The organism is Paenibacillus lacisediminis (assembly GCF_046567315.2).
The window spans coordinates 741,268-765,655 of sequence record NZ_JBKIAX020000001.1 but is presented as its reverse complement, the minus strand read 5'-3'; the positions used below and the strand labels follow the sequence as shown (position 1 = coordinate 765,655).

Annotated in this window: 27 protein-coding genes and 1 tRNA gene; 3 read left to right on the top strand and 25 right to left on the bottom strand. The window is 52.4% G+C overall.

The window, feature by feature from the left end:
* Positions 1–17: 17 nt before the first annotated feature.
* From ACLD72_RS03325 to ACLD72_RS03300, 6 genes are all read right to left on the bottom strand, one after another.
* Entirely contained in the window at positions 18–1,028 is a 1,011-nt protein-coding gene (locus tag ACLD72_RS03325) for an ABC transporter permease (protein WP_411003881.1), read from the bottom strand.
* A 202-nt stretch (positions 1,029–1,230) separates the two neighbouring features.
* Positions 1,231–2,775 (bottom strand): PucR family transcriptional regulator, encoded by a 1,545-nt coding sequence (locus ACLD72_RS03320; protein WP_411003880.1) that lies wholly within the window; start codon positions 2,773–2,775, stop codon positions 1,231–1,233.
* 602 nt (positions 2,776–3,377) lie between these two features.
* A complete protein-coding gene (locus tag ACLD72_RS03315; RefSeq protein ID WP_411003879.1) occupies positions 3,378–4,004 on the bottom strand; it encodes an aspartate/glutamate racemase family protein in 627 nt (208 codons plus the stop codon).
* A gap of 125 nt (positions 4,005–4,129) precedes the next feature.
* Entirely contained in the window at positions 4,130–5,074 is a 945-nt protein-coding gene (locus ACLD72_RS03310; protein ID WP_411003878.1) for an aminopeptidase, read from the bottom strand.
* Positions 5,075–5,126: 52 nt separating this feature from the next.
* Positions 5,127–5,825, bottom strand: coding sequence for an AroM family protein (locus ACLD72_RS03305; RefSeq protein WP_411003877.1), 699 nt, complete (start codon positions 5,823–5,825; stop codon positions 5,127–5,129).
* On the bottom strand, positions 5,822–6,772 hold the full coding sequence (locus tag ACLD72_RS03300) for a DUF1177 domain-containing protein (RefSeq protein ID WP_411003876.1): 951 nt from the start codon (positions 6,770–6,772) through the stop codon (positions 5,822–5,824). Before ACLD72_RS03300 ends, ACLD72_RS03305 begins: the two co-directional genes overlap by 4 nt.
* Before the next feature lie 401 nt (positions 6,773–7,173).
* On the opposite strand from ACLD72_RS03300, the gene ACLD72_RS03295 reads away from it, so the two are divergent.
* Positions 7,174–8,763, top strand: coding sequence for a YifB family Mg chelatase-like AAA ATPase (locus tag ACLD72_RS03295; RefSeq protein WP_411003875.1), 1,590 nt, complete (start codon positions 7,174–7,176; stop codon positions 8,761–8,763).
* Positions 8,764–9,219: 456 nt separating this feature from the next.
* Here the strand turns inward: ACLD72_RS03295 and ACLD72_RS03290 are convergent, their stop codons facing one another.
* From ACLD72_RS03290 to ACLD72_RS03235, 12 genes are all read right to left on the bottom strand, one after another.
* Positions 9,220–9,588: a YraN family protein gene (locus ACLD72_RS03290; RefSeq protein ID WP_411003887.1), complete on the bottom strand. Its 369-nt coding sequence runs from the start codon at positions 9,586–9,588 to the stop codon at positions 9,220–9,222.
* A 16-nt stretch (positions 9,589–9,604) separates the two neighbouring features.
* A complete protein-coding gene (locus ACLD72_RS03285) occupies positions 9,605–9,910 on the bottom strand; it encodes an EscU/YscU/HrcU family type III secretion system export apparatus switch protein (RefSeq protein WP_251588516.1) in 306 nt (101 codons plus the stop codon).
* Positions 9,907–11,991 carry a flagellar hook-length control protein FliK gene (locus tag ACLD72_RS03280; protein ID WP_458475533.1) on the bottom strand — a complete coding sequence of 695 codons (2,085 nt, stop codon included), beginning with the start codon at positions 11,989–11,991 and terminating at the stop codon, positions 9,907–9,909. Before ACLD72_RS03280 ends, ACLD72_RS03285 begins: the two co-directional genes overlap by 4 nt.
* Positions 11,992–12,100: 109 nt before the next feature.
* On the bottom strand, positions 12,101–12,718 hold the full coding sequence (locus ACLD72_RS03275; RefSeq protein WP_410997871.1) for a ribonuclease HII: 618 nt from the start codon (positions 12,716–12,718) through the stop codon (positions 12,101–12,103).
* A gap of 160 nt (positions 12,719–12,878) precedes the next feature.
* Positions 12,879–14,234: an amidohydrolase family protein gene (locus ACLD72_RS03270; protein WP_458475532.1), complete on the bottom strand. Its 1,356-nt coding sequence runs from the start codon at positions 14,232–14,234 to the stop codon at positions 12,879–12,881.
* A 251-nt stretch (positions 14,235–14,485) separates the two neighbouring features.
* Positions 14,486–15,352, bottom strand: coding sequence for a ribosome biogenesis GTPase YlqF (gene ylqF, locus ACLD72_RS03265; RefSeq protein WP_251588526.1), 867 nt, complete (start codon positions 15,350–15,352; stop codon positions 14,486–14,488).
* Between the two features lie 46 nt (positions 15,353–15,398).
* Positions 15,399–15,941: a signal peptidase I gene (lepB, locus tag ACLD72_RS03260; protein ID WP_251588932.1), complete on the bottom strand. Its 543-nt coding sequence runs from the start codon at positions 15,939–15,941 to the stop codon at positions 15,399–15,401.
* Between the two features lie 231 nt (positions 15,942–16,172).
* The gene (gene rplS, locus ACLD72_RS03255) at positions 16,173–16,517 is read right to left on the bottom strand and encodes a 50S ribosomal protein L19 (RefSeq protein ID WP_036622198.1); all 345 of its coding nucleotides are present in this window, start codon (positions 16,515–16,517) and stop codon (positions 16,173–16,175) included.
* A 174-nt stretch (positions 16,518–16,691) separates the two neighbouring features.
* Positions 16,692–16,886 (bottom strand): flagellin N-terminal helical domain-containing protein, encoded by a 195-nt coding sequence (locus ACLD72_RS03250; RefSeq protein WP_410997875.1) that lies wholly within the window; start codon positions 16,884–16,886, stop codon positions 16,692–16,694.
* 83 nt (positions 16,887–16,969) lie between these two features.
* Positions 16,970–17,293 carry a hypothetical protein gene (locus ACLD72_RS03245; RefSeq protein WP_410997877.1) on the bottom strand — a complete coding sequence of 108 codons (324 nt, stop codon included), beginning with the start codon at positions 17,291–17,293 and terminating at the stop codon, positions 16,970–16,972.
* 455 nt (positions 17,294–17,748) lie between these two features.
* The gene (locus ACLD72_RS03240; protein WP_458475542.1) at positions 17,749–17,970 is read right to left on the bottom strand and encodes a DUF5780 domain-containing protein; all 222 of its coding nucleotides are present in this window, start codon (positions 17,968–17,970) and stop codon (positions 17,749–17,751) included.
* Positions 17,971–17,972: 2 nt separating this feature from the next.
* A complete protein-coding gene (locus tag ACLD72_RS03235; protein WP_410997879.1) occupies positions 17,973–18,152 on the bottom strand; it encodes a hypothetical protein in 180 nt (59 codons plus the stop codon).
* A 603-nt stretch (positions 18,153–18,755) separates the two neighbouring features.
* On the opposite strand from ACLD72_RS03235, the gene ACLD72_RS03230 reads away from it, so the two are divergent.
* Positions 18,756–18,839, top strand: coding sequence for a putative holin-like toxin (locus ACLD72_RS03230; protein WP_221928479.1), 84 nt, complete (start codon positions 18,756–18,758; stop codon positions 18,837–18,839).
* A gap of 391 nt (positions 18,840–19,230) precedes the next feature.
* Here the strand turns inward: ACLD72_RS03230 and ACLD72_RS03225 are convergent.
* Positions 19,231–19,304: transfer RNA gene (locus ACLD72_RS03225), tRNA-Pro, on the bottom strand.
* Between the two features lie 275 nt (positions 19,305–19,579).
* On the opposite strand from ACLD72_RS03225, the gene ACLD72_RS03220 reads away from it, so the two are divergent.
* A complete protein-coding gene (locus tag ACLD72_RS03220; protein WP_410997881.1) occupies positions 19,580–20,491 on the top strand; it encodes a polysaccharide deacetylase family protein in 912 nt (303 codons plus the stop codon).
* Here ACLD72_RS03220 and trmD read toward each other — a convergent pair.
* The 6 genes from trmD to ACLD72_RS03190 all read right to left on the bottom strand — a co-directional run bounded on the left by trmD (position 20,481) and on the right by ACLD72_RS03190 (position 24,301).
* Positions 20,481–21,254 carry a tRNA (guanosine(37)-N1)-methyltransferase TrmD gene (trmD, locus tag ACLD72_RS03215; RefSeq protein ID WP_410997882.1) on the bottom strand — a complete coding sequence of 258 codons (774 nt, stop codon included), beginning with the start codon at positions 21,252–21,254 and terminating at the stop codon, positions 20,481–20,483. The genes ACLD72_RS03220 and trmD overlap by 11 nt on opposite strands.
* Position 21,255: 1 nt before the next feature.
* A complete protein-coding gene (gene rimM / locus ACLD72_RS03210; RefSeq protein WP_410997885.1) occupies positions 21,256–21,774 on the bottom strand; it encodes a ribosome maturation factor RimM in 519 nt (172 codons plus the stop codon).
* Between the two features lie 188 nt (positions 21,775–21,962).
* Positions 21,963–22,193, bottom strand: coding sequence for a KH domain-containing protein (locus ACLD72_RS03205; RefSeq protein ID WP_251588548.1), 231 nt, complete (start codon positions 22,191–22,193; stop codon positions 21,963–21,965).
* A gap of 22 nt (positions 22,194–22,215) precedes the next feature.
* Positions 22,216–22,488: a 30S ribosomal protein S16 gene (rpsP, locus tag ACLD72_RS03200; RefSeq protein WP_059045412.1), complete on the bottom strand. Its 273-nt coding sequence runs from the start codon at positions 22,486–22,488 to the stop codon at positions 22,216–22,218.
* A gap of 37 nt (positions 22,489–22,525) precedes the next feature.
* A complete protein-coding gene (gene ffh / locus ACLD72_RS03195; protein ID WP_410997888.1) occupies positions 22,526–23,902 on the bottom strand; it encodes a signal recognition particle protein in 1,377 nt (458 codons plus the stop codon).
* Between the two features lie 45 nt (positions 23,903–23,947).
* A complete protein-coding gene (locus ACLD72_RS03190; protein WP_410997890.1) occupies positions 23,948–24,301 on the bottom strand; it encodes a putative DNA-binding protein in 354 nt (117 codons plus the stop codon).
* Between the last annotated feature and the right edge of the window lie 87 nt (positions 24,302–24,388).

Genomic DNA, 24,388 nt, shown 5'->3' with positions numbered 1-24,388 from the left:
TAGTGAGCCTCATTTGCCTATTCGTAACGAATACGCGGATCCAGGAGGCCATACAGCAAGTCCACCAGCAAATTAATCAAGCAATACAGCACGGCGCTGACCAGTGTAAAAGCTTGAATCGGCGCGTAATCCGCAGCCAGAATGGAATCGGTGATATAACCGCCCACCCCGGGCCAGGAAAATATCGTTTCCGTAATGACCGCGCCGCCCAGCAGATAACCAAACTGCAATCCAAGCACCGTAAGCGTCGGAATCAGCGCGTTGATTAGCGCATGCTTGCCGATCACGACCGCTTCGCTGAGGCCTTTGGCCCGCGCCGTGCGAACGAAGTCCTGGCCGATGGTCTCAAGCATGCTGGAGCGCGTCATCCGGGCCACGATCGCCATCGTGCCGGTGCTGAGGCAGATAGCCGGCAATATCAAATGGACAATGCTGCTCTTTAAAGCAACAAAGTCCGCGGACAGCAAACTGTCCAAAACGTACAACCCGGTAATGTCTGTCGGCGGATTCAGATCGCCGCTGATTCTCCCCATCGGCGCCGGCGCCCAACCGAGCTTGGAATAAAACACGTAAATCAAAATCAGTCCGAGCCAAAAAATCGGCATGCACGCACCCACCAGCGAAAATACCCGCGAAATGTGGTCGATGATCGATTCTTTGCGGGTTGCGGCAACGATGCCTACAGGAATGGCCACGATCACGGCGATCAAGATGCTCGCCAGCGTAAGCTCCACCGTGGCCGGGAAACGCGAAGCAAAATCGCTCGCCACCGTATGACCGGTGTGGTAGGCAAAGCCCAAATCCCCGCGCAGCAATTGCCCCAAGTAGTCGAAAAATTGGGCAAATAGAGGCTTGTTCAACCCCATGTCGTGCCTGATTTTCTCAATGACCTCCGGAGGCGCCTGTTCACCGGCCACCATCACAGCCGGGTCGCCCGGCAGTACGCGGGACAGAATAAACGTAATCAGCACGATGCCGAGCAGCGCCGGAATCATCTGTCCAAGTCTCCGGATCGTATAAGTGAACAACCTCTCACCCCCTCTCTCACTTTCAGTTCAGCTCATGTCAGGTTAGGTACCCAGCGAAAAAGGTTTTACTGAATTGTGCTCATTCTACATAGTTTCCGAGCGGCTCACTACGTCCCCTCCAACTAAAAAAAGACCTCCCCGTTTGTATCCTTAGGACGAATATATCTTTAAAAGTGAGAATATATAACACTGCAGATGGAAGTTACAGGTCAGCGGCTGTATTATCATGCAAATAAAAATAGATTAAACACAAATGGCATACGAGCTGCTCGCGCGCATCACTTAGATCAAATCCGGTGATGTCCTTAATCCTTTCCATCCGGTATTTCACGGAATTGCGGTGGATATACAGCCGGCTGGCGGTTTCGATCAAGCTTCCGCGAGTCTCCAAATAGCATAGAAAGGTGCGCATTAAATCCCCGTTATGCTCTTCGTCATAGCGGCGCAAAGCCCCGAGTTTCCGCTCAAACAGCTTGCTGAAATCGGTCTTTTGCATCGCCTCTCCCAGCAAATGATAGATTTCCACCTCTTCGTAGCGGATGACCGGCGTTTCCCGGGGCATGCGGCGGGCGACGGCCATCGCTTTGCGCGCTTCAGTATAGCTGTCGTAAATCTCCCACAAATATTTTTTGCCTCCAACCCCAACCAGGCTGCCTGTTGCCCCCAACGCTTTATCGCCAACCCATTCGAGCAAAGTTTCCGCCCACGGCTTCGGCACATTGCGCAAATCCTCGGCTCTTTTCACGTCCAGGCTGGGCAGAAACAGGACGGCGCGGTTCGAGCGAAACTCGACATGGGGACTGACCCGCCGCAGTCTGGCTTCCTCCCCAAGCCGTTTCAGCAGCGCTTCCTCATCAGGAGCTTGCTCCCCTTCGATAACGGCGACTTCCCACAGATGTTCCACATGCATGCCAAGCTTGCGGCCCCGCTGCTCCACTTCATGCCGGGAAGGAACAGGCGGGGTAAGCAACTCATCGATGAAATTTCCCCGCAGCCGGTGCTCCGTATCCGCGACGATTTTCCCGCGCATGATTTCCAGCGCCAGTACAATCCGGGCTTGTTCAATACAGACCTTTTCCATTTCATCGAGCCTGTCTTTGGCTACAAGCAGCTTGGCCACCTGGCGGCGGTCCACCGTGATCCCCCATTGCAACGGCGAATCCGCCTCTTCCCAGTGGAGCTCCGCCGGCGAAGACACAATCGTATTTCCTACATTGTCCACCACCTTGACGGGAGCGCGCAGCAAGCCTGACACACTGTCGCTGACGGCCTGAATCCCGCTGTTCTCCAGCACCATGGCGGTGAGCGTGCGGTATACTTCCTCCGAACGGCGAAGCAAAGCGGCCTGACGGTCTAAAATCAGCTCCATGATCGGCCGGGTGATGTCCGTATAAGGTATTTCCGCCGGAATTTCAATGATCGGCAGTTCAATTTCGTTGCTGACATCCAGGGTTTGCTGCGGAATCCCCTGTAAAAAACGGGTCGGCTTGATCGCCAGCGCCGCTCCGCCGGAAGCATGCAAAATCCGGACAAGCTCGGTCAACTGCAGCGGTTCGTTGCGGATCGCGTACGCCGTAGTCAAAATAAGCACGCCTTCCTTGACCCATCCCTTAAGCTCGGGCACTTCCATGATATCGATGAACTGAACGACGCGATCCAAGCCTTTATGCCCGCTAAGCACTTTGGCCTGCCGCAAAATCGAAAGGTTAAGCACTTCCCTGACAGTGGTTCCTGTATTTTTTTCCATATCTTCGCCCCCTTCATGTGATAACGTCGCAGAAAATAATATTTCATGCTAGTGTACCAGAAGAAAGCTTTAAAAAACACGAAAATGGCAAAGAATTGTCAAAAAAACAAACGTCCAACTTGTACCACCAGCACAATCGAACGCTTGTTATGAATTATAAGACGCGTTATTTACTTTCAGAAGGTCCGAAGGGTTATAGGATCCATAATATGGAGGATGCCAGACTGAGGTGGTTGAGGTAAGTGGCTAAAGCGGCTCTATAGCATTCATGTCTTGGTGTCCCCTGCATGCTGCTTTGCACGATTATACCTTTCGTTCAGGGAAAAGGGTTAGAGGTGTTTTTTCATAAATCCGCTAATGATCTCGAACCTGTCTGCTTCTCCCAAACGTATTTTCTTCTCCTGAATTGATCTTCTTCTCTGCTTCCTGATCAAATGGGATAATCGCGCAAAAGCGCCCGGATAGGGGATGTTGATCTTCCGGCCAACCCACCAGCACCAGCCTTCCCTGTTCTCAAGCTTTCAACGCCCTTCCGCATTTCTTGCCACAATCGATTACCGGCTTGACTAGTGTTGAAAACTACTAAAACCGTTGTTAAGCCGCTAGCCCATAACGGCCGCGGCTCCCAGCGAATCAATCGGATCAAACGCAGTCAGCCCAAGCCGCTGCTTCAGTTCCGCGGCAAAGCCAATCGTCGCAAATCCGGTGCAAGCCAGCACAATGCTTGTCGCTCCCCGCCGCGCCAGTCTTTGCGCCGCTTCGAAAGCCGCTTCCCGCCCCTGGTTTGTCCGCAAATCCAGGGTGGTCGTGACTCCCTCGGGGCGGTCCATACCTACGTAAGCCTCCCCGAGAATGGAACGGATTAACGGCGGGGTCTCCTGCAAAATGGTCAATACGCCGACGCGGGTGCTTTGGGTAAGGCTAAGATGGGCCGCACAGGAGCCCGCCCCCAGCACCGGAACCGGGAGCGCTTGCCGGCATTCTTCCAGCGCCGGATCGGCCGCGCAGCTGATGCCGATGACCGTGCATCCTTCGTCCGCCAGCCGCTTGGCCAAAGTGATGATTTTAGGCACGGCCAGCCGCTCGGTCTGCTCGTCATATACCCCGCTTGGCTGGTCCGGGATGCAGGCGCTCCTAACGTCAAGTCCGTATTTTTGACGGATCAGATCCCCATGCAATTCCGCATCCCTGCGGTCCTGCAAAGTAATGACTCGTATGATTCCCAGCATATGAACCTGCCTCCCTTCGCACCGCTTGACTTAGCTATATAAGATGAACTATTGACTGTACGTGTTAGGGCAGCCGTGTGAAATGTAGAAAGTCCTAACCCCCGTATTTCTTTAGTTCAACCTAACTAAACAAGTTTTCCTTGCGACATGATCAACCGATTGTCCAAATAAACGTCCGGCTCCTTTACAACGATATCGATATGCACCCCGGCCGCGATTTGGCCGCCAAACGTGTTGTTGCTGCCGAAAGCGACATGGATCGTACCGAATACTTTTTCGTCCTCCAGCACAACGCCGGTAATACGCGCTTTGTCGTTGGTGCCAATGCCAAATTCGCCGAGCCATCGTCCGTCGCCATCGCCCAACATGTTAAGCAGTTCGCTCGCTCCGTCTCCTTCGGCCGCCACAAGCCTCCCTTGCTCCACCGTTAACAAAAGCGGGGCGGCAAGCACGCCGTAACCGGCCACGGAACCGTCCGCCAGCAGTTGCCCCGATGCGCTCCCCTCTACCGGAGCGATATAGGCCTCGCCGGAAGGGAGATTGCCCGACTGCCCCGGTTCCACAAACATGCCCGTGCTCGGAACGCCGTCCCGGTTCTCAATGGAAAATTCCAATGCGCGGCCCGCTTTCTCAATCCGCACATGACGGGCCTGGGTCAGTCTGACAGTTAATTGCTCGGTCAATTCCTTGACCTGCAAATAATCAGCCGTCACCGCCCCGTTCAAAAACATATCTTCCGTAATCCCCGGCATCGTGGCTACCCTTGCCCCCGCGGCCGCCGCTCGCTTCCGCGCGTTCGTATGCGTCAGCGAGTGCTCCGTGACGCATACGACGGCCTGGGCGGCCTCCATAGCCGCGGCCACCGGCGCCGGAGGCTCCTCCCCCGACCGGGAGCGCTCTTCCATCACCATCAGCACGGATTCCGCGCCGAGTTCATGGCCGGCTTTTTGCAGCAGTTCGCCCAACGTTTGTTTGGGGCCGTCCGCCACCACCAAAAAGTTTTCCCCGGCCTTAAGCGCCAGGCATTCAGCCAGCAGTTTCTTGCTGGACATCACAATACTCTCGTTCATGGTCGTCACCTTTCATCGGCGCGCTTTGCCGGGCAAAGCCGCTGTTCTTCGTTCAGGCGATCACTTCGGCTACCAGTTTGCTCATCAGCGAGCTGGACAGAATCGTCGGCAGCCCGGACAAAGAGGTTACCCAGTTCCGGTGCCCTTCGGTATAACCCATGCAATCCAGCAATAAGACATCCGCCCGCCCTCTCAGCTCTTTGGCCGCGGCGGCAAAATCCTGCCAGTTTCCGGTATAAGGCGATGCCGCAGCGAAAACGGGTTCGATGCCGTACTCCGCGAATTTCGCTTGAAGCGCATCGGCTTGCCCGGGAAGCGGACAGATCACGCCAAGCCGGCGATTCCCCGCCAACGCCGCTACGGCAGGAGTCAGAATGCGGTCCGGCTCGATCAAATGGGCCGATGCCGCCTGCAGATCCGGAAAAACGCCCGTACACAAAAGCAGGATATGGCGGATACCCTGGGCTTCCAAATCGGCGATTTTGCGATGCAGCAGGGGCATGATTTTGTCGCGGGCCACGACCACCGCCTGGCCGTCGGCCAGCCGCGAGGTCAGCATGTAACTGCTGTCAGCCGGAGATAACTCAGCTTCGATCGCCTCAAGGCTCCAGCCATCAAGCAACCCAGCCTGCACTAGTTCAGCCCGTCCATCGAGCTGCCTCAGTAAAAACGGGGCCACATCGGTGCGCGGGGCCTGGCCGATCGTGATCATGCCTAACTTAGGAACGAGTTCCAGGCCCGTCCGGATCATTTCTGGACAGCCGTCTCTTTCCCCATCGTTTGCAGCACTTTCATCGAACCGTAAAGTTTGGTGATGTGGGCAAACTCTTCGGCATTAAAGAAACGGCAAGTCCCGCTCCCCACTTCCTTGGCCGTTTCCACCGCAAAACGCACCGCTTGAGCGATATCCACTTCATGGCTGGCTCCCGTCCCGCAACCGGGTACAGCCGACTGTGCCGTAATCGCGACCCCGACCACCGGGGCGTCCGTGGCCACGGCAGGCTGCAAAATCGAGTTAATATGATACAGATCGTTCCCGTAAGGCGTAATGTCCTGCATCGTCACCGGAAAAGTGACCGGCAACTGCCCTGTCGTCATTTCCATGATGCGCAGCAGGTCCTCGCTGATGCGGAGAATATACCCTTCCTTCACCGTCGGGGAGATGGCTATCCCTTTGTGATTGATCACGCGGTTGCCTTTCGTGGTGTCGATTGATAAAATCGCATCCATCTCCGGCACGATTTCATGGCGGTTCATGGTGAGAATGTCGATCGGCGAATCCATGAAATCAACCGGTTCATGCGGCAAGGTTGGCGCATCGGGGCAAATGTGCGTCGTTACGATCACATCCCCGGGCAGGGTATCGCCCTTCAATTGCATGTCGGCCAGTTTCAAAGCCGAGGCGATCGCCGCCACCGCGCCATCCGCGTCGGAAACAATCCCGATCCGGCTCGGTCTTGCGCCAATTCCCCCAAGCCGCCCGACAATCCCCAACGTCGGCGTGCTGCCGCCGCTGTTTTTGCCGTTTGCGCCCGGGATCACAACTTTAATGAAATCCGTGCTCCCTTTTTCCCCTGTTACGGTTTGAACCGTTACGGAAACGCCGGGAAATGAAGAGAACAACCGTTTTACCGCTTCACCGTTTACATGAGCGCTGTCCAGCGCGTCGATGACCGTCAGTGTCTGTTTCAATGCCATAATTCGTTACCTCCCAATGCTCCTGATGTCGATCAGTTTCATTAATGGTAACCCAGGCAAAAGAACGGCCACAATGTTCTCCTCTACCAAAAGGCCCGACGGTTTATTGTCCCGGGAGAATAAAAACGGGCAAAATCAGGCGTTTTCTTGCCTGTTATGTTAGAAAAGCTTACTTTACGATATTTACCGAAATGATCACATGAATTTGTTCCAAAACTATACCAAATTATTTGGGATGTCAAGCGGAGCTTTCCTTGGATGAATATTGTATGGTATAATTTGTTAAGATGAGTTTGGCAATGGCTAAATGAATAGTATGATGCGATAATAAGGAAGCACCTTTTATCCTGAAGACGGTTTTATTAGAGCCGGAAAATACAGGGTCAGGGGTGTTTTTTGTTATGTACGGAAAATTGTACAGTGCTTGTTTATACGGGATCGACGGTATGATGATCGAAGTGGAGGTGGATTTGTCCAGCGGCATCCCCCAAACCAACATTGTTGGTCTGCCGGATTCTGCGGTCCGCGAGGCGGTGGAACGGGTTCGGGCGGCGATCAAAAATTGCGGCTATAATTTTCCGCTGCAGCGGGTGACGATCAATTTGGCGCCTGCCGACCTGCGCAAGGAGGGGGCCGCCTTCGATCTGGCGATCGCGCTCGCTTTACTTACGGCCAGCGGGCAGATCGCCCTGCCGCCGGAGGAAAAGCTGCTGATTATCGGCGAGCTTTCGCTCGACGGCACGCTGCGCCCCGTTCCCGGCGTGTTGTCGATGGTCGACCGCGCGCGCCGGGAAGGATTCAACTCCGTGCTGCTGCCTCGGGAAAATGCCGCCGAGGCGCTTTTGCTTGAGGGAATCCGGGTATATGGGCTCCGCCATTTAAACGAACTTTTTCCCGAAGAGAGAGCAGGAGAAGCAGGAGCCAAGGACGCTAAAGGGGCACCGCTGCGATTGACGTCGCTGAGTCACCTGGAAATAGGAGCGCAGCCGTCAACCGCCCACGCACCGTATGAAGCGCCGGAAAACTACAGCGATGTCTTCGGCCAACTCCACATCAAACGGGCGCTTACGATCGCCGCCGCCGGCTTTCACAACATCGTCCTGATCGGCCCGCCCGGAATCGGCAAAACGATGCTCATCCGCAGACTGCCTTCCATTTTGCCGCCGCTTTCCCCGGAGGAAGCACTCGAAGTCACCAAAATCTACAGCGCCGCTGGCAAATTAAGCGATACGGAGCAGGGCTTGATCACCCAGCGTCCGTTTCGCTCTCCGCATCATACGATCTCGGCGAGGGGCCTCATCGGTGGCGGCGCCATCCCAAAACCGGGTGAAGTGAGCCTGGCTCACCACGGGGTTTTATTTCTCGACGAATTGCCGGAGTTCTCCCGCAACGTGCTGGAGGTGCTGCGCCAACCGCTGGAGGAACGCCAGGTGACCATTAGCCGCTCCCGCGCGTCGTTTACGTTTCCCGCCCATTTTTTGCTGGCAGGTTCGTTAAACCCGTGTCCGTGCGGTTTTTTGGGGGCCGAACCGCCTTTGCCCCGCTGCACGTGCAGTCCATGGCGCGTCGCCCAATACCGCGAGCGAATCTCCGGCCCGCTGCTGGACCGGATCGACATGCATATCGAAGTACCGCGGCCTAGCGGCTGGCAGGAAGACAAGCGGCCGCTCAGTTCAGAGGAAATGCGCGGGCAGGTGCTCAAGGCGATGCAGATTCAAACGAAACGTTATAAAAATTACAAAATTTCCCGCAATAGCGAATTGTCCGGCAGCCTGCTGCGGCGGTTTGCCCCGCTGGCCCCCGAAGCTGAAAAGCTGCTGCAGTCTTCCTTCGAGACCCTGGGCTTAAGTATGCGGGCCTACGACCGCACACTTAAGCTGGCGCGCACGATTGCCGACCTTGAGGGGCAGCAAGCCATTCAGACGGAGCAAATCGCGGAAGCGATTCAATACCGCCAGTTGGATCGGAGGCTGTTGGAAGTGAGAGGGTGACGTTTGGTTGCCCCCACCTCCCATCCCCCACCTCTCAGCGAAAAAATCCACTAGATTGGCGGAAATCGCCCACAGTTTGAACACTGATTAGAAGTATCCAATAGGTATCACATCGTACTGGTGTTGTATTAAATCTGACCAAGGTACATTTTCTAGCCACACAAATAATCTAACGGTTGTCACAAGCGCTATTCGTTCCAAAAACGGTGATTTCAATTTATAACGGTTGCCATGGACCGTTAGATTTCCGGCAGGACCAAAATCCGATTAGATCGCCTGAGCTTTTGCGGGAAATTTGGAAGGTATCAGGGCTACAAGTTGTCTTGTTCAAAAGTTAATAACGCTAGTGCTCAAGTTGCCCGTTCAGCCCTGCTGGTCCAAATCTATTGGAAATATGGGAACTCCGTGCTACCAGCATTCTTACATCTTTAAAAGATGAACTTTTCGAGCTGCCTCTTAAAAAGCGTTCTTGATATGTTCCACTTTCGGCTGTTCACCAGGGCTATACGTGACGGCGATGACGTCGAAGCGGACGTTGGCCAGGGTTTGGCCGGTTTGGTGGAAGTATACGGCGGCCGTGTCGCGGACCTGCTTGATTTTGCGGGGCGTGATCGACTCGGCCGGCGTGCCGAAAGCCGCAGCCCGATGGCTGCGGCTGCGCACCTCCACAATCACGATCGTGTCCCCGTCTTTGGCGATCAGATCCAGCTCGCCGGAACGGCAGCGCCAGTTTCGTTTCAGGATGGTATAGCCAAGAGCGGTCAAATAATCGTTTGCGGCTTGTTCCGCCTCGCGGCCCCGCGCTTTTCGATCATCCCCGCCCATGGGCTTCAACTCCCGGTTATTCAAAGAGCATCCTTCTTTCCGCCATTTTGTCGGACCGGTATATAAAGGTAAGAATTTCCGCCACCAGGTCGTATAATTCCGCAGGGATCTGCTGGTCCAAATCGAGTTTGGAAAGCACCTCGACAAGCGCCGCATCTTCCTGCACGGGAATGCCGTGCTCCTTCGCCGTCTCCAAAATGCGCTCCGCCAGCAGTCCGCTTCCTTTGGCGGCGACGACCGGAGCCTCGCCCTGCCCGGGATCGTACTTTAGGGCTACCGCTTTTTTAAACGCAAGGTTGGGTCTCTTCGGCTGTTCGTTCATACGCGGTAATCCACCCCTTTATATGGGCTTGGGGCGTAAGTCAGCGGCAGGCTAAAGTCGGTTGCGCCGCCTTCTTTGCTCTCCGCCGGAATCAGCGGCTCCGACTTCATGGACAGCAGCCGGTAACCGACACTTAACAACGCTTCGCTGATTTCCTCCTGCCGGGATTCCAGGAACGCGCCGGTCGCTTCCTGCTCGCTGAATAATTTTAGCAGCACCTTTTTGTCGGCAACCTGCACGTCGACCATAATTTGACCCAGCGTCTTCATCTGCAGGTCGAACCACAGCCGGCAGTTGGCCGGGTCCAGTTCGCCTTTGCGCCCGCGGCGCGATTCGATATGCACGGAGGCGGTTTGCTTGCCGTCCGGTCCGAAAAAGGGCAGGAACATGGTCACCTGCGCAAACGGCGCCGTGCGGTCGGTATTGAGCAGCAGCTGCTGGCCGGTCAGTTGCTGCACCAGCTGCCGGGCCGCTTCCTGGAGCGGCGCGGGCAAATCATCGGCGGCCGCCATCTGCAGCAGCAAGCCTTTGAGCGTGTCTTGCACGGCCCCGCCGCTTGCGGCGGCACCTGCTGCGGTGGCGCCTACTGTGGAGCCGCCGGCCAAGGCGGAGCTGCGCGTTGCAGCCGCCTCCTCGGCGTTCGCCGGGGCCGGCGCCGTTCCGCCTGCCGCGCGGGCGTCCGCCTGCGCGGCGCGGCTTTCCACAGGCGGCGCCGTGCTGCCTGTGGCTCCACCCGGCGCGGCCGCAGGCCCGTTGCCGGGCGCCTGGCCGCCGGGGAGCTCCGCGCCCCCGGCGGGCTTAGCCGAAGCGCCCGCCGCAGGCGGCGCTTCTTGCGCTTGCGCCGCCGCTGCGCTAGGCGCGGCCGCGCGCACCTGCTGCTCGTGCTCCGCACCGAGCAGCTTCAGCACGCGCCCCACCCACGGCTCCGCCGCGAGGGTGGGACGCGTGCCTGCCGGCGAAGGGCCAGCGGCCCCTTCGCCCTGCGCCTGCGGCGCTGCCGCCGCGCCTCCGGCGGCGGCAGCGCTCCCTCCCAGCGTTCCCGCGCTGGGAGCAGCCCCACCGGCGCCCGTCCCTCGTCCGGGCGCCGCTTCGGCCATGCCCTCCTGCAGCATGGCCCCATCCAGCTCCGCCAGCACCGCCTGCAGCTTCGCCACCAAAGCGCCGCCGGACAGGATGGCCGAACCGCTGCCGCCCGGATTGCCCGGCTGCGGCGTTTGCCCCTCAAGCGCTCCGGCAGACGCTTCGCGCAGCGCCAACTGCACCAGTCCGGCTGCTTGATTCGGCTGGGCGGAAGCTCCCGCCGCCCCGGCACCACCTGCCGTAGTGCCCGCAGCGGCCACTTCCGAGCCGGAGGATGCCGTATTCGTCAATGCGGCAGCGCTTGGCCCGGCTTGAGCCTGCTGCCCCTGCACAGCAGCGCCTCCGGCGCTGCTGCCGCTCGTCCCTGATCCGGGCGTGGCCGTCCCGTCGGAGTTCCCAGCCGATTGACCAAGAAAGTTAGCAATCTGCTCGTCCAGCGCAGACAATAATGTGTGCAGCGGCGGCCCAAACACCGCCTGATGCAATCCCGCCACCGTTTCCCCGGTCAGCGGCAGCCCCCGGCTAAAAGCGATGCTGGCCGCCTGAATCCACTCCGACAGCGGCACACCACCCGGCTTTTGCCCAGACACCTGCAAAATCTGCGATACGTTCTCCTTCGTCAGCGGCACACCGCTTTTCTGCATCAACTGCAGCAGCTCTCGGTTCGTCGCCGTATCTTCCAATCCCAAAGATTGCAGCGCTTTGGCCAAGGAAGCCGCGGACAGCTCGGCGCCCGGGAGGGAACTCATCGGCCTCAGCACCGCCAGCCCGTTTTGGGATTCCGGCTGAACCTGCAGCAAAGTCGTTTCCCCTGGGCGCATTGGTGTTTCCAGAGCGGCGTGCAGTTTAACGCCCTGAACCTGAATGACGGCTTCCTGACCGTTTTCGGATACGGACAACACCGTTCCGCGGACCACCTGCCCTGTTTTCAATTCCAGAGTTTTGGGTTCCCCCGCCTGGGCATTTCCCAACATTCCGCGCAGCAGCGGCCCGATATTCATGAAACTCCCCCCTCACTTCAAAAACATATTGGAAAACCCGCCATCGCTTCGGCGGGTTGGTTAAAGTGCAAGTACAAAAAGTCAGGTTTCCAGCTTTTTGAACTACCTCTTAAAACAACGTTTGCTCCTCGGTAAACAAATTGCCCAAAAAGCTTTTCCGATGCATCGGCGTCGGCCCAAGGGCCAGGAGTTGCTCTCGATGCAGCTTGGTTGCATAACCTTTATGTACCGCGATGCCGTATTCGGGATAACGCGCATCCCACTCACCCTGGCACAGCCGGTCCCGCGTCACTTTAGCGATAATCGAGGCCGCCGCGATCGACTGGCTTGTCGCATCCCCTTTAATGACCGCCAGCTGTGGAATGTCGACATCGACCTTTTCGGCATCCACCAGTAAAAATTCCGGAGCTACGGAAAGTTGCTCCACCGCACGCTTCATCGCCAGCCGGCTGGCCTGCTTGATATTGATCCGGTCAATCGTCGCCACATCGGCATATCCGATCCCGACCGCAACCGCCTTTTCCATAATAAGGTCGTACAACTTTTCCCGCTTTTTCGGACTTAACTTTTTCGAATCATCCACGTCCTCAAGCAGCAAACCCTGCGGCAAAATCACCGCCGCAGTAACCACGTCGCCGAACAGGCAACCTCGGCCTACCTCGTCGACTCCCGCTATGTAACGGTACGAGGACCAATACTCTCTTTCATAGGATAGCAGATCGTCCATAGCGCCTCCTTCACGATTAAACCCTGTTCTATAGCTTAAGGGGTCACGGACGTTTTATCAAGCGTTTGATCCTCGCCCTACGGATGATAAATCTTTTATCGGTTAAAACGGTTAAAAAATATAGAGTTCTTTAAATTTTTTAGAGCTTGTTCAATCGCTTTTAGGATTCATCCTTTGTACCGGCAGATGAGGCCAAGAGATGTTCTCTGCTTTCATTGGCAAGTTTGCGAACGTGGTTCAAGTCGACATTGAGAAGCTTCCCGTGCCGTTTCACCGGACGACCGGCCACAAAAACGGAGTCCACGTTGCCCGGGTTGGCAAATTGTACGACAGCGCCTACCGGATCGGATACAGGAAACATGTTCAAATCTGTCGTCCGAATCAAAATAAGGTCGGCTTCTTTCCCCGGAGTCAAGGTACCGATTTTATGGTCCAATCGCAAAGCTCTGGCTCCTGCCGAGGTAGCAAAATGCAACACTCGCCCGGCCTGCAAATTCAATTCGCCGGGCATGTTTTTCGAGGCCAAAATATCCTGGTTTGCTCTTGCCCGCTCCGCCTGCAGCGCGAATTTCATTTGCGTGAACATGTCCCCTCCGGTTGAGGTCACGACATCCACGCCAAGCGCGGGAGTGCCGCCATTCTCAAGGAAGTACCCGGTGGCGGGATAGCCATGCCCCATCATCATTTCCACTTCCGGCGTAACGGATAGCGACGCCCCCGCATCCGCCAGCAGCTTGTAATCGTCGAAGCCCATCGTGTTGGCGTGCACCATATTCAAATCCGGACCAAGCAAGCCGGCTTTATAAAGCTTCTCAACAGAGCGGTCGTCCGCTCCCCAACTGCCGAACCCAATATGCATGGAGCATAGCGTATTCAGTTCCCGGGCAAGCGCGATTTCTCGGACCGTCGCCTCCCAACTGCTGAACTCAGGTCCTCTAATCGCCAGCCCCATCGTCAATAATTGATCATCGGAAGCAAAATAATCCCTTTTGACGCGGTACACATCGTCCGGGAAGATCTTTTGGCTGTCACGGCTCCAATATTCGGTTTCACCGGAGACACCGTAGGCGAATACGGCGCGAATACCGGAATCCCGTAAGCCGCGTATCAGTTCATCAGCATGATCGGGCGAATAAATCATCGTCCAGTCTAAAACGGTCGTCACCCCGGCGTTAAGCGCTTCCATTGCTCCCAGCAGATTGCCGGCATAACTGTCCGCGGGCCGCAATCTGCTGCCGAGTCCGCCATAATAAATGTTTTGCAGATAAACCGGCAGCGACCAATCCGCGCCGACAGTCCGCAATAAAGACTCCCAGACATGACGATGGGTATCTACGAATCCAGGCATAACAATCATGTCCGTGGCATCAATGACCTCACAATCCGGTACGTCAAGGTTGGCTTGAATCGTTACGATCAGAGAGTCCTCGACCAGGATGTCGGCTTTCCGAAGGGTTCCTAAAGAGCTGTCCATCGTCAACACGCAACCGTTCTTGATTAAGCGACGTGTACTCAAACTTTCCATCCCCTTTAGCTTTGATTGGATGTACAAGAAAAGCTGATGAAATCCCCTCTTGGAAAAATATTACATAGTCTATATTAATTATAGGTCATTTGGAATAATAAGTAAACTAAAATAGCACAAGCCCCGAACCAAATGTCCGGGACTTGCGCTTATTACGGTTCTTTCGCCTCATTGCTCCTCTGCCGACCAGGTATGACGCATTCTCCTCCGGCTCTATGGAGCGTGGCTCTCTATATTTCGGCCTATACGCTCGGATCCTCCAGCGAATATCGGCCCATTTTTCCGGCCCGCAGCTCGCGAAGCAGGATTTTTGAAGCTTTTTCAAGGTCAACCCTGCCGCCGCTTTGCAAACAGCCCCGTTTCCGGCCAACCGCTTCCATAATGGCGACGATTTCATCCGGGTCTTCAAAATCGCCGGGAGGCTGCTCAAGCTCGAATCTGTCTTTGAACGGCTCCCAGTAATATCTGGCCAAATATTTTACCGCAAAAAAAGCGATATCCTCGGCATTCAAAATCTCTTCCCGGATCGCCCCCGTTACGGCAAGGCGGTAACCGACGTTCTGATCCTCGAATTTGGGCCATAAAATCCCCGGCGTATCCAGCAGCTCCATTTCGGTGCCGACTTTGATCCACTGCTGCCCTTTGGTGACGCCCGGACGATCTCCGGTCGCCGCGATGCTTTTCCCGGCCAGCCGGTTAATGAGCGTCGACTTGCCGACATTGGGAATGCCGACGATCAGAGCCCGCACCGCGCGCGGATTAATGCCTTTGGCCAGCTGTTTTTCGATTTTATCCTTGAGCAGCTCTTTGGCCAGCTGCGGGATCTCCTTGATCCCTCGACCGCTGGAAGCGTCCGCCTCAACGGCGGTGTGCCCCTCCTGCTTAAAAAACGCAATCCACTGCCTGGTAACCGCAGGATCGGCCAAATCCGCTTTATTTAAAACGATCAGCCGCGGCTTTCCCTGCAGGATCTCGTCGATCATCGGGTTCCGGCTCGATAAAGGGAGACGGGCGTCAAGCAGTTCGATCACCACGTCGATCAGCTTCAGCTTCTCCTGGATTTGCCGGCGGGCCCTGGTCATATGCCCGGGAAACCATTGTATTGTCATGTTTCTTCACCTCTAGCTTCCGAGTATGGCCCTCTAGCCGCAGATTTTAATGCTTAATGAAATGGAGCTCCTGTAGCGGCCAGAACACCAGGTCGGCCCTTCCTACGATGTCGCCAAACGGCACATACCCGATGCTCCGGCTGTCCGTGCTGTTGGAACGGTTATCCCCAAGCACGAAAACATATCCTTCAGGCACGGCTCCATCGGAAACCCGCTCATTTGGGAAATCCGCTTCCGTATTATAAAGCTCATTGTTGTTATGCTTTGCATTCACGGCTGCTTTGATGTAAGTCTCATCCACAACCTGCCCATTAACCGTGACGGTATCTCCTTCGACCTTTACGGTATCCCCGGGAACGCCGATCACCCGTTTGATGAAGTCGCGACCTTCGGACGGGACGTGAAACACGATGACTTCCCCGTGCTTCGGCTGACGGATATCGTAAATGATTTTGTTTACGATAATTCTTTCGCCCGTATGAAAATTCGGCTGCATCGATGGGCCATCCACAATAAACGGCGCAAAGAAAAGCCAACGTATCACAAGAACGAGCACGACGGCGATCACGATCGCCTTAAGCCATTCCATGGCCTCACTCGATTGTTTTTTGCCCGAAGCAGGGGCGGGTGCCGTTTCCACTGGGCTTGATTCATGATCATTCAGTTGCCCTGGCACTTCCCGATCGTCCGGATGGTTTGGTTGCTCATGCTTCTCCATGGACCGCGACCTCACTTTGTTTTGGAATATGTAAACGGAAATTCCTCCGTTAAAAACAGCAAAAGGGCTTGAATGGATACAAGCCCCCTGTTCGTTAAAAAATTAACGACGCACTTCTTTAATTCTCGCTGCTTTACCGCGCAATGCACGAAGATAGTACAACTTCGCACGACGCACTTTACCACGGCGAGCCACTTCGATTTTATCGATTTTCGGGGAATGAAGCGGGAAAGTTCTTTCCACGCCTACACCGTTGGAAATTTTACGAACCGTAAAAGTTTCGCTGATTCCGCCGCCGCGACGCTTGATAACAACACCTTCGAACAATTGGACACGTTCACGAGATCCCTCGATAACCTTAACGAACACTTTCAAAGTGTCACCAGGACGAAAGCTCGGAATATCTTTGCGAAGTTGTTCTTGCGTAATCGCTTGTACGATATTCATCTATGACTCCCTCCTTCCACTCAGGTGTTCATGCCTCTTCCGGAGAACCCCATGTTCTCCTTCATCATCCGCAGCGGACCACCGAATTCACAACAAGGAGAATTTTATCATAATTCCATAGGCATAGCAAGGAAAATCTAATTTATTAAAGGGGTTAACTTATACCTAGTCATTCTAATCATATCCCTTTTTCATAAAAAAATGCCCGCCTTTACCGGATGGACCGGCTTTTAATCCTGCTGCATCATTTGCAGCCCTATTTATCCTTAGACCTGATGACAATTTTTCTGAATTTTTGGATACTGCCGCATTTTTCTGCTTTAAGTTATTTGCTGTGGTAAGCGCAACAATATTATGAGATACAATCATTTTAGCCCCCCGTTAATACCATTACAGAAAATACCCCATTACTATTAACAACTTTCCCTCGGTTCTACATGGCGGTTAAAAAATTATGTACTTTTTGTATTGTCCCTAATACTGATTAATAATTTGATCACTTCAGAAAACCCCATAAATAAAAGCCCACTTATCGATGTGGAAATTATTATTCCAATGCCATATAACCATCTTAATGGATGAGGATCAGGAAAATAAGAACCTGAATCCGCGTCTTTCAATAAGGTGATTACAAATACTCCCACTAGTAAACCTAATCCTATAAAAGCAATTCCAACATAATGTAATGCTGAACCTATTGAACTGGAAGTTGAGCTATCATCAGATTTATTCTTTTCTTCTTGTTCTTCAATGATTTCATCAAGCAATGAGTTCATGATTATTTTCCTCTCTTATTTTGGGCTTTTAAGAAAGAAACTGAGAAAATAAGAACTGTGATAGCAAAAATAAAATTGGACAGACTCAGCACAAAATTATGTACTCGATAATTGTCAATATTAACTTCAATGATTCCTAAGCTAAAAAAAGGAATTATACAAGATGCCAAATAAAAAAATGAGAGATCCAACGATCAGAGTTTTTGTTGCAGTATTCAATTTCACTTAAACATTCCCCCAAACCTATATTTTTCCACCACATTATCATTATCGGCAAAATAGGTCTACAGAATTAATAAAAAATGTAGTTAGTGATCATGGGGAACTATCAGTTGAAACGCCATACCCCGAGTTTTGAACTCCATATGTATCAAGGGTTTGCAGACGTTTTTCAATTTAAGGCGTGCGATATTTGTCAGGAAAGAAAAAACCGCCTAAATTGGCGGTTAATTAATTTAATGCAATGGCTTTTCTTTATATTCGTCAAGCCAATAATTATAATATTCATTCTCCCAAGTTGTCCCATCGTAATATTCAACCTCTTTTACACAAGAAAGAACAGATTTTATACCTTGGTTCTCATCAATAGACCACCCTTTGTCTTCTTTTTTTGATTTATTTTTTGCTATTACTTGAATCATATCAGGATACAATGCTTTATATTTAGTACTTTGAATTACTATACTTGCTTTCTCAAAATAATCTCTTGTTTATCTTTTGTTTCTTGCATCTTCATTTTTCTTTCATTTTCAATTTGTTCCTCTTTTTTCTTTTCATATATAGATTTTTTTGCGATTAAATCAGCATCATTGGGAATTACACTTAATCGTTGATTTATTTCGCTAAGTATCTTCTTCAAATTTTTTATTAGCTACTGCTTTTTCAGCATTATTAAGAATTATAATTTTATAGTCACTTGAAGACTTTTCAATTAATTCTTTCGCATTTGCATAATTCTTAGAATCATCTTCAGTAACTTTTTTTAATTCAACAAGAGCGTCTTTAATATTATTATTTTTTATTAGTTCATTACCTGTTTTAAATGCTATCCTGGAATTATTTAAAGAGTTTATTTTTTCTTGAACTTCGGAAACTTTAGAAGTAAGTAATTCTGTTTTCTTTATAGTATCTAGTTTGCTTATCGCTTTATCAAAATCAATTTTCTCTTCTTCAAAATCTTGCTGGATTTTAATAAGATCTGATTCAAGATATTTTTCTACCTCAGTTTCCCTTTTTGTATTTCCTTTGATTTCCTTATTGTAAATATTTATAGCATTCTTATAACTACTATCTTGAATATTTTTGCTTTTTGGTCAGAACCATTTACATTTTCCTTTCGTAAATATGAGAGCAAAAAAGAGCGGCAAAAAACGCCACTTAACTACAATATATGGTATAATTGTACAAGCAATAGAATAGGCTTAAGGGCGGTCGGCTAATCTCCCGGAAGGGAGGTGCCGCTATGGAAGTTTATCAAGCATTGACGCTAATGATCTCATTTGCGACTCTAATTGTCCTGATACTATCTTTCCATAAACGCAAATAGACCGCCCTCGCCAAAGGTAAACGGTCTATTTGTATCACTGCTCCGTTGCTGCCATCGCCCTTAAAAGCGGCTATTGCTATGGAGTCGTGTTAGCCGCACGGCTCCATTCAGCATTTAAATCCTCTTTTGAACTCATTATAGCATAAAAGTATCAAAATGTTGAATCAAATCATCATGAAGTTGATATATCCAACTCATCCTCTTCATCGTGGTGAAACTCATTAAGAGTTCTGGTAATGGAAAATTTAAGCGGCAAAAAAGACCACACCTTATAACAGATGTTAATCTGGTATAAGGTGTGGTCTTTTCTTGCAAAACCGTTTCTGCTATCGACCGCATTCTTTTTTGTTCATCAGAAAGCAATGAAAACCCCTGATATTATCAGTTTAAATCGGAGTAGCGGGATTCGAACCCACGGCCTCACCCACCCCAAGGGTGCGCGCTACCTGACTGCGCCATACCCCGATGCTGTCTAAAGCATTGTATCAACGTTTCAGTACCGTTGGCCCAACGCTCATGAATAGCGACATATGTTATTATACGCTATAGACGCGCATCCTTGCAAGACTTTGACGAGCATAGCAGCACAAAATTTTCCCAATAAAATAACGAAAACGTGCGTTGATCACCGACCAGCCCCATTTCAATCCAAATTGCAAACAAATCGTAACCCATTTTTTTTAAGACCATATAAAATAGATATGTTAGACAATTAGATAGGATAGGAGTTTTATCAAGGAATGAGAAAAAGAATCTCGCAGTATGCATTACTCTCGCTGGCCATTCTGGTGCTGATCTATGCGGTGGCGGTGACCCACCCGAGCAACGTATTATCACGCAAGGCTTGCACCTCATGGGGCATGGTCAAAAATACAATGTTTACCTTGACCCATAAAAAGCATGAAGTGTACCCTAAGCTGCCCGAAGGTTTTACCGTCGCACCCGGCACTGCCGAGCAAGTTCCCGTACTTATGTATCATTACATCACGCCGAAGAAATACAATAAGTATCCGGGCAACGAATCCGTCATCAATTTGGAGGCCTTCGAACAAGATATCGATTATCTCCATGACCATGGGTACTATACGGCTTCGCTAAGCGAACTGGAACAATACGTCAGGGGGCAGATCTCCCTCCCGGCCAAAACCGTTGTCATTACGTTTGATGATGGATATCAAAACAACTATATATACGCCTACCCGATCCTCAAAAAATACGGATATAAGGCAGCCATTTTTGTCATCGGCAGTAAATTGAAAGAACAGACTCAAGCCTTTGATCCCGCCAAAAAAACGTATTTATCGAAGGAAGAAATGAAGTCTGCGGGCGATGTGTTCGAGTTTCACAGCCATACTTACGATCTGCATCGCAAAGGCTTTGAGAAATGCGGAGTAAATAAAGCCGCGGGACAAGACCCCTCGTTAGTGGAAAAGGATATTGCGATGATGAAAGAAAAAGTGGTCGATTCTCCTTACTTCGCCTACCCATTTGGAGAGAAGACCCGGCAGATGATTTATTATCTTCAGGAAAACGGTTACCGAATGGCCTTCACCGTCCACCAGGGCTTCATAAAACCCGGGGATCGGCTAATGACCTTGAAGAGATTGACGGTCACATCGGACACAGACATAGATAAATTGCTCAATCCTTAATTTCCGGAAGATGAGCTTTCATTTGCTCCAGCCACTTCAAATCCTGAGGCGATAATTCCAGCTTCTTAAGCAGATCCGGGCGGCGCAAAAGGGTGCGACGAAGCGCTTCTTTTCGCCGCCATTCCTCCACATTGGCATGATGTCCGCTCAGCAGAATATCGGGCACCTTCCAGCCGCGAAACTCCGCAGGTCTCGTGTAATGGGGGTACTCCAGCATTCCGGTGCTGAAGGAGTCGGTGACCGCACTCAACTCATTCCCAAGCACGCCTGGCAGAAGCCGGGTCACGCTGTCGATCACGACCATCGCCGGCAGCTCGCCGCCGGTCAGGACATAATCGCCGATGGATATTTCATCGGTTATGAGATGCTCACGAATCCGTTCATCATACCCTTCGTAGTGGCCGCAAATAAAGATCAAATGTTCCTCGGCGGCAAGCTCCTCAGCCTTCTTCTGCGTAAAAGTCTCGCCTTGCGGACACATCAAAATAACCCGCGGTGTGCGGGTTTTCGCCCTGGGGGCATCACCATGCTTCCCTTCCAGTACAGCTTCCACCGCAGCGAAGATCGGTTCCGGCTTCAGCACCATCCCTCCTCCGCCGCCGTACGGCGTATCGTCTACGGTCCCATGCTTATTCCCCGAATATTCCCGGAAATTGATCGCATTTAGCGTAGCGATTCCTTTTTCCTGCGCTTTGCCGAGGATGCTGCTGGCGAACACGCCTGCAAACATTTCCGGAAAAAGCGTCAGCACATCCACACGCATCCTATAACAGCCCTTCCATCAGGTGAACTTTGATCAGTTTGTCATGTACGTTAACGTCCAGCACGACGTCATCGATAACGGGCAGCAGCAGCTGTTTGCCGGACGGCAGCTTGGCGACCCACACATCGTTCGCTCCCGGACGCAAAATCTCCTCGATCACGCCGAGGTCCTCGCCTTCGTCGCTGATGACACGGCAGCCGATGATTTCATGGAAATAGTACTCGTTTTCCGGCAATTCCACCGTTTCCGCTTTTGTCACCTTTAGATCCCGGCCCTTAAATTTTTCAACTTCATTGATATCGGAAAATTCGCTGAATTTCACGATGTACGTCTGTTTGTACGGTCTCGACGATTGCACGGTGACCGCCATTTGTTCCCCGCTTTCCGGGTGAACGATTAGAAGACGGCTTTTCGGCGCAAACCGCACGTCCGGGAAATCCGTTTGCAGCAGCACCTTCAGCTCCCCGCGGATCCCGTGCGTATTTACGATTTTGCCGACCGTCAACAAAGAATTCGACATAACAACCTCCCCATCTTATAAACGGCTGACGCTGAACCCCAGGGAAACCAGCCAGCCGCTTTAAAAGCCTTGCTTCAAGTATAATAGCCAAAGTATCCATAAAAACCATGCCCTTTACGCTTCAGCATGTACGAAAAAGGGTTAGGACAAACATCCTAACCCGCTTTCGTACATCTTTAAGAGGTTGTTTAAGACATGATGTCCACGGTAACCCGCTTATCCATCTTGACCGCTGCCGATGTCACGACCGTGCGGAGCGCTTTGGCGATTCTCCCCTGCTTGCCGATCACTTTCCCCACATCGTCGGGATGCACGGACAGTTCATACACAATCAGGTGATCCTTCTCCACAATCTCCACACGAACATCGTCCGGATGGTCAACAAGAGCCTTCGCGATAACGCTGACTAATTGTTCCACTTACGACCCTCCGAATCAGCAATTATTTCTGCTGTCTGAGCTCATGAAACTTCTTCATTACGCCTGCTTTGCTCAGCAGATTGCGAACGGTATCGGATGCTTGCGCTCCGTCTTGAAGCCATTTAAGCGCCTTCTCTTCGTCGATGTTCACTACGGCCGGTTGAGCAACCGGGTTGTAGTAACCGATCTCCTCGATAAAACGGCCGTCACGCGGGGAACGGGAATTCGACACCACGATACGGTAGAAAGGAGCTTTATGAGCACCAATACGTTTCAAACGAATACGAACTGCCACGAAATTCACCTCCTTCAAAAAATCAATGATCCGCCGATTAACGGAACGGAAAACGCATGCCTTTTCCGGCTTTGCTCAGTTGCTTCATCATTTTATTGCCTTTGCCTTTCGGCCCCATCATATCGGAAAACTGCTTCATCATCCGGCGCATCTCGTCAAACTGCTTGATCAAGCGGTTGACATCGGCCAGCGTCGTCCCGCTTCCGGCGGCGATCCGTTTGCGGCGGCTATGATTGATCATTTCCGGGTTTTGCTTCTCCGCTTTGGTCATCGAATGAACGATGGCTTCCACCCGGCCCATTTGCTTCTCGTCGACCTTGATGTCCTTCATCTGCTTCATTTTGCCCATGCCCGGAATCATGTCCATAAGCTGATCCAGCGGACCCAGCTTCTTCACCTGATCCATCTGCTCCAGGAAATCGTCGAACGTAAATTCCGCATTGCGCATTTTCCGTTCCATTTCCTTCGCTTTTTCAGCATCGATGTTTGCCTGGGCTTTTTCGATCAGCGACAGCATGTCGCCCATGCCCAAAATCCGGGAAGCCATCCGCTCGGGATGAAACGGCTCAAGAGCGTCGATCTTCTCGCCAAGCGCGGCGAACTTGATCGGGCAGCCGGTTACCGCTTTAACCGACAGCGCCGCCCCGCCTCGGGTATCGCCGTCCAGCTTCGTCAACACGACCCCTGTCAAGGTAAGCTGCTGATTAAAGCTTTCGGCGACGTTGACGGCGTCCTGACCGGTCATCGCATCGACGACCAGCAGCACTTCGTCCGGCTTCGTCACCTCATGGATTTGCCGCAGCTCTTCCATCAGTTCCTCATCAATGTGCAGCCGGCCAGCGGTGTCGATCAGCAAATAATCGTTGCCGTTATCCTTCGCGTGCTGCAGCGCCTGACGGGCGATCTCCACCGGGCTGTTGCCTTCCGGCAGCGTAAACACCGGCGCCTTGATCTGTTCGCCCAGCACCTGCAGCTGCTTGATCGCCGCCGGACGGTATATGTCTCCGGCCACGAGGAGCGGCCGGTGGTTTTCTTTCAGCAGCAGCTTCGCCAGCTTGGCCGATGTCGTCGTCTTCCCGGCCCCCTGCAAACCTGCCATCATAATGACGGTCGGAGGACGGTTGCTCTTAGCTAGCCTAGCCTGACTGCCGCCCATCAGCTCGGTCAGTTCCTTGTTGACGATGTCGATAATGACCATGCCCGGCGTGAAGCTGTCCATCACTTCCTTGCCGACGGACTTTTCCTTCACTTTGGCGATGAATTCCTTGACGACTTTAAAGTTGACGTCCGCCTCCAGCAGGGCCAGCCGGACCTCTCGCATCGCTTCGTTGACATCGTCTTCCGAAACCTTGCCCTTGCCCCGGAGCTTGCTGAACACGCTCTGCAGCCGGCTCGTCAATCCTTCGAATGCCATGTTGCCGTCACCTCCATTCGCTAAAATTTGTTTCCTAACGCCATATTACAATTGCTCCGCCTGGCGAAGCAAATTTCTCGCTGCTTCTTTATCGGGCGCCGACATCGCGCTGCCTTCCACCAGCTTCTCCAGCCGGGACAACACACCGCTGCGCGCCTCGTGCTTCCCCAGCAGCCCGAGCTTCTCTTCATACGTTTCCAGCATGCCCTCGGCCCGTTTAATGTGCTCGAACACCGCTTGGCGGCTGATTTCAAACTCTGCGGCGATTTCGCCAAGCGAAAAATCGTCCAGAAAATAATATCGTAAAAAAGTCTGCTGCTTTTCCGTCAGCAGCGCTTCGTAAAAATCAAACAAAAGGTTGATCCGATTTGTTTTCTCAAGTCTATTCTCCTGACTCATTTGGGCACTCCCCTCCGTCAAGGAAAAACACTTTACAGCGCATCAACTTTTCCTATGATACCTCAGCGCCGAATAAGATGTCAAGCA

Bases quoted from the DNA above. Each gene is read 5' to 3' on its own strand.
- ACLD72_RS03305 (WP_411003877.1), bottom strand. From the start codon at position 5,825: ATGATCCGGACGGGCCTGGAACTCGTTCCTAAGTTAGGCATGATCACG.
- ACLD72_RS03320 (WP_411003880.1), bottom strand. From the start codon at position 2,775: ATGGAAAAAAATACAGGAACCACTGTCAGGGAAGTGCTTAACCTTTCG.
- trmD (WP_410997882.1), bottom strand. From the start codon at position 21,254: ATGCGTGTGGATGTGCTGACGCTTTTTCCGGAAATGTTTGCAGGCGTG.
- ffh (WP_410997888.1), bottom strand. From the start codon at position 23,902: ATGGCATTCGAAGGATTGACGAGCCGGCTGCAGAGCGTGTTCAGCAAG.
- rplS (WP_036622198.1), bottom strand. From the start codon at position 16,517: ATGAATATCGTACAAGCGATTACGCAAGAACAACTTCGCAAAGATATT.
- ACLD72_RS03275 (WP_410997871.1), bottom strand. From the start codon at position 12,718: ATGGACGATCTGCTATCCTATGAAAGAGAGTATTGGTCCTCGTACCGT.
- ACLD72_RS03220 (WP_410997881.1), top strand. From the start codon at position 19,580: ATGAGAAAAAGAATCTCGCAGTATGCATTACTCTCGCTGGCCATTCTG.
- ACLD72_RS03300 (WP_411003876.1), bottom strand. From the start codon at position 6,772: ATGGCATTGAAACAGACACTGACGGTCATCGACGCGCTGGACAGCGCT.
- ACLD72_RS03310 (WP_411003878.1), bottom strand. From the start codon at position 5,074: ATGAACGAGAGTATTGTGATGTCCAGCAAGAAACTGCTGGCTGAATGC.
- ACLD72_RS03250 (WP_410997875.1), bottom strand. From the start codon at position 16,886: ATGATTGTATCTCATAATATTGTTGCGCTTACCACAGCAAATAACTTA.
- ACLD72_RS03190 (WP_410997890.1), bottom strand. From the start codon at position 24,301: ATGAGTCAGGAGAATAGACTTGAGAAAACAAATCGGATCAACCTTTTG.
- ACLD72_RS03315 (WP_411003879.1), bottom strand. From the start codon at position 4,004: ATGCTGGGAATCATACGAGTCATTACTTTGCAGGACCGCAGGGATGCG.
- ACLD72_RS03285 (WP_251588516.1), bottom strand. From the start codon at position 9,910: ATGAACGAACAGCCGAAGAGACCCAACCTTGCGTTTAAAAAAGCGGTA.
- ylqF (WP_251588526.1), bottom strand. From the start codon at position 15,352: ATGACAATACAATGGTTTCCCGGGCATATGACCAGGGCCCGCCGGCAA.
- lepB (WP_251588932.1), bottom strand. From the start codon at position 15,941: ATGGAATGGCTTAAGGCGATCGTGATCGCCGTCGTGCTCGTTCTTGTG.
- ACLD72_RS03245 (WP_410997877.1), bottom strand. From the start codon at position 17,293: ATGAACTCATTGCTTGATGAAATCATTGAAGAACAAGAAGAAAAGAAT.
- ACLD72_RS03230 (WP_221928479.1), top strand. From the start codon at position 18,756: ATGGAAGTTTATCAAGCATTGACGCTAATGATCTCATTTGCGACTCTA.
- ACLD72_RS03295 (WP_411003875.1), top strand. From the start codon at position 7,174: ATGTACGGAAAATTGTACAGTGCTTGTTTATACGGGATCGACGGTATG.
- ACLD72_RS03290 (WP_411003887.1), bottom strand. From the start codon at position 9,588: ATGGGCGGGGATGATCGAAAAGCGCGGGGCCGCGAGGCGGAACAAGCC.
- ACLD72_RS03280 (WP_458475533.1), bottom strand. From the start codon at position 11,991: ATGAATATCGGGCCGCTGCTGCGCGGAATGTTGGGAAATGCCCAGGCG.
- rimM (WP_410997885.1), bottom strand. From the start codon at position 21,774: ATGTCGAATTCTTTGTTGACGGTCGGCAAAATCGTAAATACGCACGGG.